We start from the raw sequence: 12,239 nt of genomic DNA, 5'->3' as shown, positions 1-12,239 counted from the left end.
GGGACCGCCGCCTGCCGGATCCGGCACAGCCGCTGCTTCGAAGCCTTCATCGGTCACTCCCGCCCCACATCCCGGTGGCTCACCTGGACCTCCATCCCGCGGTCGCGCAGGCGGGCGGCGACCTGCTCGGCCATGGCCACGCTGCGGTGTTTGCCACCCGTGCAACCCACCGCCAGCGTCGCGTAACTCTTGCCCTCACGCGCGTAGCCGGCGGCGACCACCCGCAGGACCTCCTCGTAGGCGTCCAGGAACTCCTTGGCCCCCGGCTGCCCCAGCACGTAATCGCGGACCGGCGCCTCCAACCCGTTCATCGGCCGCAGCTCGGGCACCCAGTGCGGGTTGGGCAGGAACCGGCAGTCCACGACGAGGTCGGCGTCGACCGGCAGGCCGTATTTGAACCCGAAGGACACGACGTTGACCCGCAGCCCCGGCCGGTCCTCGCCGCCGAAGTATGCCACGATCTTGTTTCTCAGATCATGCACGTTGTGCGAGGAGGTGTCGATCACCAGATCGGCGTTGGCCCGCACCTCCCGCAGGATCCCCCGCTCCCGTGCGATGCCGTCGACCAGCCGTCCCTCGCCCTGCAGCGGGTGGGGCCTGCGGACGTTTTCGAAGCGCCGCACCAGCTCCTCATCGCTGGCCTCCAGGAAAACGACGCGCACCCGCACCCCGCGCCCTTCGAGCTCCTCGATGGCGGCGTTGAGGTCGGTGGTGAAGGCCAGGCTGCGCACGTCCACGACGGCCGCCACCTTGTCGGCGGCCAGCTTGACCTTGCCCGCCTCCTCGGCCATCGCGAACAGCAGGCCCGGCGGCAGGTTGTCAATGACGAACCAGCCCAGGTCCTCGAGCGCTTTGGCCGCGGTGCTGCGTCCCGCTCCGGACATGCCGGTCACGATGACGAACGCCGGCCCGGTGCTCATCGCCTCACTCCGCCCGTCCGGCACTGACTCACCAGTGCTTCGCCCGTCCGGCTTTGCCTCACCGGTGTCCATGTCTACGCCCTCCCCGGCCGGCGTCGTCCGCCGCCTCAGCGGCCCGGGCGCTCACCGCACGGCGGCCGCCCGGCACGCCCGGTTGAGTCATCGCGGCACGCCCTTTCACACTAGCGAATGCGGGAACGCGCCTTGGCCATGCCGCTTCGTGTCCATGGTCGCGCTCGCACAGGGCTCCGCCGGCCACGCAAGCCACCGCTCCCCGTCCCAAGCTCGCCGCTCTGTGTCCGTGGTCGCGCTCGCACGGGGCTCCGCTGGTCACGCAAGCCACCGCTCTCCGCCCCAGGCTCCCCGCTCTGTGTCTATGGTCGCGCTCGCACGGGGCTCCGCTGGTCACGCAAGCTACCGCTCTCCGCCCCAGGCTCGCCGCTCCGTATGACCGTGGCGGCATCAAGGCGAGTCTCCCTTCAGCGTCGAGACGATGACCTCGGCGATCGAAGGGCCGATGCCCGGAACCTCGCAGATCTCGTCGGCGGTGGCCTCACGCAGCTTCTTCACGGAGCCGAAGTGCTTGAGCAGCGCCTGCCGCCGGGCGGGGCCGAGGCCGGGCACGCCGTCGAGCGCGCTCTCCTTCACCGTCTTCGCCCTCTTGGAACGATGGTAGGTGATGGCGAACCTGTGCGCTTCGTCTCGGACGCGTTGCAGCAGGTAGAGGCCTTCGCTCGAGCGAGGCATGATCACCGGTTGGTCGTCGCCGGGCAGCCACACCTCCTCCAGCCGCTTGGCGAGCCCGCACACGGACACGTCGTCGATGCCGAGCTCGTCGAGCGCCCGCTGGGCGGCGGCCGCCTGAGGGCCCGCGCCGTCGACCACGACCAAGTTGGGCGGGTAGGCGAACTTGCGCGGCTTGCCCGTCTCGGGGTCAATGGGGCCGTGCGCGTCCTGGTCGTCGGGGGCCAGCTCGCCGGTGGCGGAACGCTCCTCCAGGTAGCGGCGGAACCGCCGCATGATCACCTCGTACATCGAGGCGACGTCGCCTTCCTTGGTCTTGACCGCGAAGCGCCGGTATTCGCTCTTGCGCGCCAGCCCGTCCTCGAACACGACCATCGACGCCACGACGTTCTCGCCCTGCAAGTGGGAGACGTCGTAGCACTCGATGCGCAGCGGCGCCTGGTCGAGGTCGAGCGCGTCGGCGATCTCCTGCAGCGCCTTGCTGCGCGTGGTCAGGTCGCTGGCGCGGCGGACCTTGTGTTGCGCGAGCGACTCCTTGGCGTTGCGCTCGACGGTCTCCATCAGCGCCCGTTTGTCGCCGCGCTGCGGCACGCGTACGTCGACGCGGGCCCGGCGCTGCTCGCCCAGCAGCTCCGCGACCGCCTCGTTGTCGGGCGGCAGGGCGGGCACGAGCACCTCGCGGGGCATCGACTCGGGGACGGCCTCGGCGTACATCTGCAGCAGGAACTGCTCGACCAGCTCGCCGGGCGTGGTCTCCTCGACCTTGTCGACCACCCACCCGCGCTGGCCGCGGATGCGGCCGCCGCGCACGTAGAAGACTTGCACGGCGGCCTCGAGCGGGTCCTCGGCCAGTGCGATCACGTCGGCGTCCGTGCCCTCGCCGAGCACGACCGCCTGCTTCTCCAGCGCCCGCTGCAGGGCCTGGATGTCGTCCCTGAGCCGGGCGGCGCGCTCGTATTCCTGCTCGGAGGCGGCCTCGCGCATGTCCTTCTCCAGACGCTTGATGAAGCGGCTGGTGTTGCCTGCCATGAAGTCACAGAAGTCCTCGGCCAGCGCGCGGTGCTCCTCTGGGCTGACCCGGCCGACGCAGGGCGCCGAGCACTTGTCGATGTAGCCGAGCAGGCAGGGGCGGCCGATCTGCCCGGCCCGCTTGAACACTCCCGCGCTGCAGGTGCGCACCGGGAAGACCCGCAGCAGCAGGTCGACGGTCTCCCTGATGGCCCAGGCGTGCGAGTAGGGCCCGAAATAGCGCGTGCCCTTGCGCTTGGCCCCGCGCATGACCTGCACGCGCGGGAAGTCCTCTCCCAGGGTGACCGCGAGGTAGGGGTAGGACTTGTCGTCGCGGTATTTCACGTTGAAGCGCGGGTCGAACTCCTTGATCCAGGAGTATTCGAGCTGCAGCGCCTCCACCTCGGTGCCGACGACCGTCCAGTCGACGTCGGCGGCGGTGGTCAGCATCGTCTGCGTGCGCGGGTGCAGCGCGGAGAAGTCCGCGAAGTACGAGTTGAGCCGCTGCCGCAGGCTCTTGGCCTTGCCTACGTAGATCACCCGGCCGTGCGCGTCCCTGAACCGGTAGACCCCCGGGGAATCGGGGATCGAACCCGGCTTGGGCCGGAAACTCAAAGGGCTGCCCGCTGATCTCGCCACGACCAAAAGCCTAGTAGCCCACACCGACAAGGTCGCCCCGTCGCCGGCACGACCGGCTAGACCAGGCATCCCGGCCGCGCCCCCAAACGCGACCAAGACCAACACCACCCCGGTGCCAATGGGCACTGGCCAACACACCGGCACTGGCCGACACACGGGCACTGCCCGACTGGCACTGGCCGACACACGGGCACTGCCCGACTGGCACCGGCCGACACACCGGCACTGCCCGACTGGCACCGGCCAGCACACCGGCACTGCCCGACTGGCACCGGCCAGCACACCGGCACAACTGGCCGGCTGGCACCGGCCAGCACACCGGCACTGCCCGACTGGCACCGGCCAGCACACCGGCACAACTGGCCGGCTGGCACTGGCCGGCCGACATTGATCGGCACACGGGCACTCGCCCGGCCCGGCCGGCCCGGCCGGCGCGAACGGCCGCTGGACGGCCCAGCTCGCGCCGGGCCGTTCCCGGCGGCGGCGCTACGCGAGCGTGATCTGGTCGCCGTCGACCTTGATCTGCTGCTCGGGCAGCGGCTTGTCGGCGGGCCCGTTCGTCACGGCCCCGTCCGCGATGTTGAACTTGCTGCCGTGACAAGGACAGACGATCTGTCCGTCCGCGACGCTGCCGACCGCGCAGCCGCTGTGCGTGCAGACCGCGCTGAACGCCTTGAACTCACCAGACGTGGGCTGCGTGACCACGATCTTCTGGTCCTTGAAGATCGTGCCACCGCCGACGGGGATGTCGGCGGTCGTGGCCAGCGCACTCCCGCCCTGCGGCGCGGCGCTGGACTGAGCGGCGCTGGACTGAGGCGCGCTCGACTCGGTGGCGCCACCGGCGCTCGTCGCGGTATCGGTACCGCCGCCACATGCGGTGATCGCCAGCGCCAGGCCGCTTGCGCCCACGCCCGCGATCACCGCCCGGCGGCTACGAAGGTCTTCTCCCATGCGCTCACCCAAACGCACCCAGGTGAGAAATTCATGAGACGCGTGTTCACGCCAGCCTGATCTTGTCTCCGTCCACCGTGATCTTCTTTTCCGCGAGCGGCTCGCCCGCGGGCCCATCGGTGACGGAGCCGTCCTCGATGCTGAACTTGCTGCCGTGACAAGGACAGTTGATCGTGTTGTTGGAGACGGTGGCCACCGTGCAGCCCGCGTGGGTGCAGACGGCCGTAAACGCCTTGAAATCGCCTGCGGTCGGCTGCGTGACCACGATCTTCTGCCCCTCGAAGACCTTCCCGCCCCCTTCGGGGATGTCGCTGGTGGCAGCCAGCGCCTTGCCCTTCGATGCCTGCTTCTTCTTGGGTGCCGCGGACGACGCCTCCTCGGCCGGCTCTTCGGCCGGAGGGTCGGCGCTCGCTTCCGTCGTCGGCGAACCGTAGCTCGCACACGCTGTCAGAACCGCCGCCAGCCCCGCGCCACCGGCGCCGAGCATCATTGTCCGGCGCGTCGTTTCCGTCATTGTGCGTTCCTCCCAGGATTGTCTTCACTTCAGGTACGGCCAGCGCCATGGCGCCGGTTCAGCGTGCCCGAGACCAATCCCGGCGACTACGCACAATTACCGGTTCAGACGATCACGATGCCGTCGCCTTCGACCTTGACGGGGAACGCGGTCAGCGGAGCGGTGGCGGGCCCCTTGGTGGCGTTGCCGCTGTCAGCGGCGAACTCACTGCCGTGGCAGGCGCACTTGATCAACTTGCCCTCGGGAATGCTCACGGCGCAGCCCATGTGCGTGCAGATCGCGCTGTAGGCCTTGTAGACGCCCTGCGCGGGCTGCATCACCACGATCTTCAGGTCCTCGATCAGCTTGCCGCCGCCCACCGGCACGTCGGCCGTCTTGGCGATGACCTTGCCTTTGATGCTCTGCTGAGCCTTGATATCCCCCGTGCCGCATGCGGCGAGCGCCAGCCCGCACGCCGCGACTCCGGCCGCCCCCAGCATCTCGCGCCGTCCGAGGCCGCTTTCAGCGGCCTCTTCCGTCGAACCCCAGGTGTTCATGTTCGAGAGCTATCCCATATCTCTTCGTGGTCAGCGTGTGACATTCGGTGGCGCGGCCTGCTGCCCCTTAACGGTCGATGCTGACCCGCTGTGGTCGAGTCGTCATCCAGAGTCAAGTCTATGGGCGCCGCCCGCCGGTCCCGTCCGCGGGTGGCAGATCGCAGCGCCCGGCGGGCACCTCTGACCGCCCTCCAGGGCGGCACGTCAGCGGGTGGTAGGCCGGCGGTCAGCGACCGCCCCGAACCTTGCGGCCATGACGCTTTCGACAGAGCAGCAGCCACCGGTCTCCCCCGCCCCACCCCGCCGTCCCCGATGGTGGCGCCGTCCATGGGTGGCGCCGCTGGCGGTGGTGGCGGTCGCGTTCGTCGCCTTCTCGCTGCCCCCGTACCTGTCCATGGATCCGAGCCAGTCGCGCGTCCCCGCCCCGGACTTCTTCCCGCCACATTTCGTCGTCCTGTCGCTGCACGTCGTTTTCGGCTCGATCGCGATGATCACGTGCTGCCTGCAGGTCTGGCCGTGGTTCCGCGGCCGCTACCCGCGCGCCCATCGCCTGATCGGCCGCGTGTACGTCTTCGCCGGCTGCCTCCCCGCCGGCCTGCTCGGGCTGATCGTCTCCGTGACCACCCCGTATTTCGGCCCGGTGACCGCCGCCAGCGGCGTCGTGCTGGCACTTGTCTGGCTGGGATGCACGCTGGCGGGCTGGCGGATGGCCAGGCAGCGCAGATTCGCCGACCATCGCCGGTGGATGGTGCGCAGCTTCGCCCTCACCATGTCGATCACCACGAATCGCCTGTGGGGGATCGTGTTCTTCATCGTGTTGTCGCCGCAATTGGAGACCACCTTCCACGGCGACGAGACACTTCTGGCGAGCGCGGTGTCGGCGCTGAGCGCCTGGCTCGGCTGGGTGTTGCCGCTGCTCTTCGCCGAGTGGTGGCTGGAGCGCGGCGACGCCGCCAAACGCCGCCGCCGCGCCCGCCAAACCGCATGACCCATGCCCGCCAGGGCGCATGACCCTCGCGGCCACCAGGCCGGGTGACCTCAGAAGGAAAGGATCTTCCGTAGGAAGCGCCCCGTGTGGCTCTCCTCCACCAGCGCGACCTCCTCGGGCGTGCCGCTGGCGACCAGGGTCCCGCCGCGTGAGCCGCCTTCGGGACCCATGTCGATGATCCAGTCGGCCGTCTTGATCACGTCGAGGTTGTGCTCGATGACGATCACCGTGTTACCGCCGTCGACCAGCCGCCCCAGCACGCCGAGCAGCCTGCGGATGTCCTCGAAGTGCAACCCGGTGGTCGGCTCGTCCAGCACGTAGATCGTCCGCCCGGTCTGCCGCCGCTGCAGCTCGGAGGCCAGCTTGACGCGCTGGGCCTCGCCGCCGGACAGCGTGGTGGCCGGCTGCCCGAGCCGGACGTAGCCGAGCCCCACGTCGTGGAGCGTCTGCAGGTGACGCTTGATCGCGGGGATCGCGTCGAAGAAGCCCAGGGCCTCCTCGATCGGCATGTCCAGCACCTCGGAGATCGTCTTGCCCTTGTAGTGGACCTCCAGCGTCTCCCGGTTGTAGCGGGCGCCGTGGCAGACCTCGCACGGGACATAGACGTCCGGCAGGAAGTTCATCTCGATCTTGATGGTGCCGTCGCCGGCGCACGCCTCGCAGCGCCCGCCCTTGACGTTGAAGCTGAAGCGCCCGGGCTGGTAGCCCCGCACCTTCGCCTCGGTCGTGGCCGCGAAGAGCTTGCGAACGTGGTCGAAGACGCCGGTGTAGGTGGCCGGATTGGAGCGCGGGGTGCGCCCGATCGGCGACTGGTCGACGTGCACGACCTTGTCCACGAGGTCCATGCCGTTGATCCGCGAGTGCCGCCCCGGCACCGTGCGCGCTCCGTTGAGCTCCTTGGCCAGCGCGTTGTAGAGGATGTCGTTGACCAGCGTCGACTTGCCCGACCCCGACACACCCGTCACGGCCGTGAACAGCCCCAGCGGGAACTCGATGTCCACGCCCTGGAGGTTGTGCTCGCGCGCCCCCTTGACCGTGATCTGCCGCTTCTTGTTGCGCGGGCGGCGGATGGCGGGGATGGGGATGCTCCTGCGCCCGGACAGGTATTGCCCCGTCAGCGACTCCTCGCTGGACAGCAGCTGCTGCACGGTGCCGGACACCACGACCTGGCCGCCGTGCTCGCCCGCGCCGGGACCGATGTCGACCACCCAGTCGGCGGCCGCGATCGTGTCCTCGTCGTGCTCGACCACGATCAGCGTGTTGCCCATGTCACGCAGCCTGACCAGCGTGTCGAGCAGGCGCATGTTGTCGCGCTGGTGCAGGCCGATGGACGGCTCGTCCAGCACGTAGAGGACGCCGACCAGGCCGGAGCCGATCTGGGTGGCGAGCCTGATGCGCTGCGCCTCGCCACCGGCGAGGGTGGCGGCGGCCCGGTCCATGGTCAGGTAGTCGAGGCCGACGTCGAGCAGGAAGCCCAGGCGGGCGTTGATCTCCTTGACGACCCGCTCGGCGATCTGCATGTCGCGGTCGGACAGTTTGAGCGCGGCCAGGAACTTCGCGCACTCGCCGATCGACATGGCCGCGACCTCGGCGATCGACTTGTCGGCGACCGTCACCGCCAGCGTCACCGGCTTGAGCCTGGCTCCCTTGCAGGCCGGGCACGGGATCTCGCGCATGTAGCCCTCGAACCGCTCGCGGCTCGAGTCGCTCTCCGCCTCGGCGTGCCTGCGCTGCACCCACGGGATGACGCCGTCGTAGGTGGTGTAGTAGGAGCGCTGCCTGCCGTAACGGTTGCTGTAGCGGACGTGCACCTGCTCGTCGTGGCCGAACAGCAGCGACTTCTGCGCCTTCTTCGGCAGCCGCTCCCACGCGGTGTCGAGCGTGAATCCGACGGTGTTGCCCAGCGCCTCGATCAGCCTGACGAAGTATTCACTGGTGTGGCCGCCCGACCAGGGATGCAGCGCGCCTTCCCGGAGCGTGCGCTCCGGGTCGGGCACCACCAGGTCGGGGTCCACCTCCATCTTCGTGCCCAGGCCCGTGCACTCGGGGCAGGCGCCGAACGGCGAGTTGAACGAGAACGAGCGCGGCTCCAGCTCCTCGAACGACAGGTCGTCGTAGGGGCAGTAGAGGTGCTCGGAGTAGAACCGCTCGCGGCCGGGGTCGTCCTCGGGCAGGTCGACGAACTCGAGCGTGATCGTGCCGCCGGACAGCAGCAGCGCCGTCTCGACCGAGTCGTTGAGCCGGCGCCGCGCCGACTCCTTGACCGACAGGCGGTCGACGATGACCTCGATGTCGTGCTTTTCGTACTTCTTCAGCGTCGGCGGGTCCTCCAGCCGCACGACGGTGCCGTCCACCCTGGCCCTGGCGAAGCCCTTGGTCTGCAGCTCGCGGAAGAGCTCGGCGTATTCACCCTTGCGTCCACGCACGACCGGGGCGAGCACCTGGAACCTGGTGCCCTCCTCCAGGTCCATCACCCGGTCGACGATCTGCTGCGGCATCTGCCTGGCGATCGGGCGCGCGCACACCGGGCAGTGCGGCTTGCCGATCCTGGCCCACAGCAGCCTCAGGTAGTCGTAGACCTCGGTGATCGTGCCGACAGTCGAGCGGGGGTTTTTGCTGGTGGCCTTCTGGTCGATCGACACCGCCGGGGACAGGCCCTCGATGAAGTCGACGTCGGGCTTGTCCATCTGCCCGAGGAACTGGCGAGCGTACGCCGACAGCGATTCGACGTAGCGCCGCTGACCCTCAGCGAAGATCGTGTCGAAGGCCAGGCTCGACTTGCCCGAGCCGGACAGGCCGGTGAAGACGATCAGCGAGTCTCGCGGCAGGTCGAGCGAGACGTCCTTGAGGTTGTGTTCTCGTGCACCACGCACGATCAGGCGGTCTGCCACGGCGATCCCGGAAGTCGAAAGGCGGATAGGTCCACGGGGGATGGTAGACGGGAGCTCCGACAAATTCGGCGGCCCGCATCCCGGCCCCCGAAAAATCCGTCCCTCACAGGTTACGGCCATCAGCCACCTCGGCAGGAGGCCTTCGACATCTAACGATCTGACCTGCGGCTTTATGCCCGCCCTCAGACGAGAGGCCCAGATGTTGAAATATCCAGACATGACCGGTCCTATCCGTGCTGCAGGCGGAGTCGCCCACGGACGCGACCTCGGCGGCGGACCCATCGTCCAGGGCACGCCACGCGACATCCTGACCTGACTGACCGGCAGGTCGGACGGCCGGGGCGTTACCCTGGTGCCTGCGGGGCAGTCGTTCATGCCAGCCCCCGGGGGGACAGGCTTTCCAGAGCCGCCGCCGTGGCTGACCGGCCCCCGCAGATCTGCCCGCGACGCCCCCGAAGGACTATTGATGACCTACACAGGTGACGTCCAGGTCGGCGGTCCCGCCGACGTGCGTGAGCTGCCCGCACTGACGATCTGCAAGCTCGCCGTCGGCCCGTACGACAACAACGCCTATCTGCTGCGCTCCACGCAGACCGGTGACGGCCTGCTCATCGACGCGGCGGCCGACTCCGATCGCCTGCTCGCCCTGATCGCCGACCAGCCGATCGGCGCGATCGTCACGACGCACCAGCACGGCGACCACTGGCAGGCGCTGGGGCAGGTCGTCAAGGTCACGGGAGCCCAGGTGATCGCCCATCCGCTGGACGCGGCCGCACTCCCGCTGCCGGTGGACCGCACCGTGGAGCACGGCGACACCATCACCTTCGGCGACGTCACCCTGGAGGTCATCCACCTGCGTGGCCACACGCCAGGATCGATCGCGCTGCTGTACGACGGGGGCGAGGAGGCGGGCACACACCTGTTCACGGGCGACTCCCTGTTCCCCGGCGGCGTCGGCAACACCTGGAAGGACCCGGAGCGCTTCGACCAGCTCTACACCGACGTCGTGGAGCGCGTCTTCAACCGCCTGCCCGACGAGACCTGGATCTACCCGGGCCACGGCAAGGACACGACCCTCGGCGCCGAACGCCCCTCCCTCCCGGAGTGGAAGGCCCGCGGCTGGTAGCCGGTGCCCTGCCGGCCCGCAGGGCTGGTAACCGGCGCCCGGCTGGCCGCCGGGGGCACAGTGCTCACCGGCGGGCGGCCAGGACCCGGACGATGCGCTCGGCCGCGAGGGCGGGATCGTCGGCGAGCCCGACGAGCTCGCCCCACGACCACCGATAGAACCAGCCCTCCGACATCGGCACGCAGTCGACCGTCTCCACGAGCATGACGGTGTCGGGGTCGCTGATCCGCAACGCGGGCGGATACGGCCGCAGTGCAGCCGTCAGCCCGCGCTCCTCAAGCTCCGTGGCCAGCTTGCCGAGGTAGTACGTGCGCGTGTGCTCGCGCGGCGTGGCCGACATGGCTCCATCAAAGCCGAAGTAAGACGAAAAATCCCGGTCAGTTGCTGATGCGCTCGGCTTCTTTACGCTGCTCGCGCTTGTAGAACAACATCCGCAACGGGATGGCCGCCACGAGCGCGATCTGCATGGACGCGCCGATCTTGATCGGCAGGTCGCCGCCTTCCGGCCAGGCCACCCAGACGGTGAGGAACGCCACGTTCACCATGATCCACCCGAGGACCACCGCCAGGAGCTGCCCCTTCGGCTTCGGGTATTCGATCCGGCTGACCATCAGCCACGCCACGCCGAGCACGGCGAGCAGCGCCCAGATGCTCGGCTGGAACAGCAGCACGATGGAGATCACCGTCATGGCGCCCATCGGGATGGGCAGCCCCATGAAGTCGCCGCTCTTGGTCTTGACGCAGGCGAACCTGGCCAGCCGGACAACCCCGGCGACCAGTACGGACGCCGCCGCCACCAGCACCGCGGTGAACGGCACCTGATCGGTGAACCCGCCCCAGATCACGACCATGAACGCGGGCGCGAACCCGAAGCTGATCACGTCGGCGAGGTTGTCGAGCTCGGCCCCCATCGCCGAGGCGCGGAAGCGCCGTGCGACGAGACCGTCGAACAGGTCGCACGTCGCCCCGATGAGCAGCAGCACGATGGCGGTGGCGAAGTAGCTGGGGTTGGGCGTGAAACGGCCGCCCTCGACTTGGAGCTGCTGGATCGCGGAGTACGCCAGGACGCACACCGCGAGGAACCCGCAGACCGCGTTGCCCAGCGAGAGGGAGTCGGCAGCGGAGAGGCGGAACGCCTTGCCGACGGGACCTCGAGGCTCTTCCTCTTCCGCCTGCCAACTACCGGCGTCAGCCTCGGTCAATTCTGGTCACCCCCGCAACCGTCTTCTCACCCACGGACACCGCGGGAGAGATCCCTTCGGGAAGGTAGATGTCGACCCGCGAGCCGAACCGGATGAGCCCGATCCGCTCGCCTGGCACGACTTTCGCGCCCGCGCTCAAATAGGGCACGATCCTGCGCGCCACCGCGCCCGCGATCTGCACCATCTCGATGTCGCCCAGCGTGGTCTCGAAATGCCACACCACGCGTTCGTTCTGGTCGCTGTCCTTGTTGAACGCCGGCAGGAACCCACCTGCCACATGCTGCACGGAGGTGACATTTCCCGCAAGAGGGGCACGGTTGACGTGCACGTTCAGCGGGCTCATGAAGATCGCGACCCTGGTGCGGCCGTCCGGCCACGGGTCGATGCTCTGCACCACGCCGTCGGCGGGCGACAGGACGCGGCCCTCTCCCGGGGTCCGGTCGGGGTCGCGGAAGAACCAGAGCATGCCCCCGGTGAGCGCGCTCAGCGGCAGCGCCGCGAGCGCCCATCGCCGGTCCTTGCGCGTCAGCAGCGCGGTCGCGGCCGCCGCGGCCGCCGTCGGAAGGAGCCAAGGAGACACGCCGCGGGCGAGCCTGACAGAGCTCGGGCGGGTGGGCTTAGCAGAATCGTCGGACACGTACAACCTTTGGTGGTGACTGGACTGGGCGCTTTGCCGTGATGTTACAGAACCAGCAACCATGCACGGCACAACTACACAAG

At 69.0% G+C, this 12,239-nt stretch carries 11 protein-coding genes; 2 read left to right on the top strand and 9 right to left on the bottom strand.

The features are described 5' to 3' along the window. Positions 1–53: 53 nt before the first annotated feature. The 5 genes from rapZ to ACTWQA_RS16815 form a co-directional block, all read right to left on the bottom strand. Positions 54–920 (bottom strand): RNase adapter RapZ, encoded by an 867-nt coding sequence (gene rapZ, locus ACTWQA_RS16835; RefSeq protein ID WP_305921273.1) that lies wholly within the window; start codon positions 918–920, stop codon positions 54–56. Between the two features lie 462 nt (positions 921–1,382). After that, positions 1,383–3,380, bottom strand: coding sequence for an excinuclease ABC subunit UvrC (gene uvrC / locus ACTWQA_RS16830; protein ID WP_443160155.1), 1,998 nt, complete (start codon positions 3,378–3,380; stop codon positions 1,383–1,385). Positions 3,381–3,797: 417 nt separating this feature from the next. Continuing rightward, complete coding sequence (locus tag ACTWQA_RS16825) at positions 3,798–4,262, bottom strand: Rieske (2Fe-2S) protein (RefSeq protein ID WP_443160154.1); 465 nt, start codon at positions 4,260–4,262, stop codon at positions 3,798–3,800. Between the two features lie 46 nt (positions 4,263–4,308). After that, positions 4,309–4,752 carry a Rieske (2Fe-2S) protein gene (locus ACTWQA_RS16820; protein WP_443160153.1) on the bottom strand — a complete coding sequence of 148 codons (444 nt, stop codon included), beginning with the start codon at positions 4,750–4,752 and terminating at the stop codon, positions 4,309–4,311. Between the two features lie 128 nt (positions 4,753–4,880). Continuing rightward, on the bottom strand, positions 4,881–5,312 hold the full coding sequence (locus ACTWQA_RS16815) for a Rieske (2Fe-2S) protein (RefSeq protein ID WP_443160152.1): 432 nt from the start codon (positions 5,310–5,312) through the stop codon (positions 4,881–4,883). Positions 5,313–5,565: 253 nt separating this feature from the next. Between ACTWQA_RS16815 and ACTWQA_RS16810 the strand changes: the two genes are divergently transcribed. Next, complete coding sequence (locus ACTWQA_RS16810; RefSeq protein ID WP_443160151.1) at positions 5,566–6,300, top strand: DUF2306 domain-containing protein; 735 nt, start codon at positions 5,566–5,568, stop codon at positions 6,298–6,300. A gap of 50 nt (positions 6,301–6,350) precedes the next feature. Here ACTWQA_RS16810 and uvrA read toward each other — a convergent pair whose 3' ends face one another. Further along, on the bottom strand, positions 6,351–9,191 hold the full coding sequence (gene uvrA / locus ACTWQA_RS16805; protein WP_443160150.1) for an excinuclease ABC subunit UvrA: 2,841 nt from the start codon (positions 9,189–9,191) through the stop codon (positions 6,351–6,353). A 466-nt stretch (positions 9,192–9,657) separates the two neighbouring features. Here uvrA and ACTWQA_RS16800 point away from each other — a divergent pair, with 466 nt between their 5' ends. Next, positions 9,658–10,317: an MBL fold metallo-hydrolase gene (locus ACTWQA_RS16800; RefSeq protein ID WP_443160149.1), complete on the top strand. Its 660-nt coding sequence runs from the start codon at positions 9,658–9,660 to the stop codon at positions 10,315–10,317. A 64-nt stretch (positions 10,318–10,381) separates the two neighbouring features. Here the strand turns inward: ACTWQA_RS16800 and ACTWQA_RS16795 are convergent, their stop codons facing one another. Genes ACTWQA_RS16795 through ACTWQA_RS16785 form a run of 3 tightly spaced genes read right to left on the bottom strand, consistent with a single transcriptional unit; the run spans position 10,382 to position 12,156 of the window. Then, on the bottom strand, positions 10,382–10,657 hold the full coding sequence (locus ACTWQA_RS16795; RefSeq protein ID WP_443160148.1) for a hypothetical protein: 276 nt from the start codon (positions 10,655–10,657) through the stop codon (positions 10,382–10,384). A 37-nt stretch (positions 10,658–10,694) separates the two neighbouring features. Next, complete coding sequence (gene pssA, locus ACTWQA_RS16790) at positions 10,695–11,519, bottom strand: CDP-diacylglycerol--serine O-phosphatidyltransferase (RefSeq protein WP_305921264.1); 825 nt, start codon at positions 11,517–11,519, stop codon at positions 10,695–10,697. Further along, positions 11,506–12,156, bottom strand: coding sequence for a phosphatidylserine decarboxylase (locus ACTWQA_RS16785; protein WP_327580813.1), 651 nt, complete (start codon positions 12,154–12,156; stop codon positions 11,506–11,508). The genes pssA and ACTWQA_RS16785 overlap by 14 nt, the downstream gene beginning before the upstream one ends. Between the last annotated feature and the right edge of the window lie 83 nt (positions 12,157–12,239).

It is taken from the genome of Nonomuraea sp. 10N515B, assembly GCF_052245915.1.
GTDB lineage: Bacteria > Actinomycetota > Actinomycetes > Streptosporangiales > Streptosporangiaceae > Nonomuraea.
The sequence above is the reverse complement of the archived record's forward strand: the minus strand, read 5'-3'. Positions and strand labels throughout refer to the sequence as shown.

Bases quoted from the DNA above. Each gene is read 5' to 3' on its own strand.
- ACTWQA_RS16815 (WP_443160152.1), bottom strand. From the start codon at position 5,312: ATGAACACCTGGGGTTCGACGGAAGAGGCCGCTGAAAGCGGCCTCGGA.
- ACTWQA_RS16795 (WP_443160148.1), bottom strand. From the start codon at position 10,657: ATGTCGGCCACGCCGCGCGAGCACACGCGCACGTACTACCTCGGCAAG.
- ACTWQA_RS16825 (WP_443160154.1), bottom strand. From the start codon at position 4,262: ATGGGAGAAGACCTTCGTAGCCGCCGGGCGGTGATCGCGGGCGTGGGC.
- rapZ (WP_305921273.1), bottom strand. From the start codon at position 920: ATGAGCACCGGGCCGGCGTTCGTCATCGTGACCGGCATGTCCGGAGCG.
- uvrC (WP_443160155.1), bottom strand. From the start codon at position 3,380: ATGCCTGGTCTAGCCGGTCGTGCCGGCGACGGGGCGACCTTGTCGGTG.
- ACTWQA_RS16800 (WP_443160149.1), top strand. From the start codon at position 9,658: ATGACCTACACAGGTGACGTCCAGGTCGGCGGTCCCGCCGACGTGCGT.
- ACTWQA_RS16820 (WP_443160153.1), bottom strand. From the start codon at position 4,752: ATGATGCTCGGCGCCGGTGGCGCGGGGCTGGCGGCGGTTCTGACAGCG.
- ACTWQA_RS16810 (WP_443160151.1), top strand. From the start codon at position 5,566: ATGACGCTTTCGACAGAGCAGCAGCCACCGGTCTCCCCCGCCCCACCC.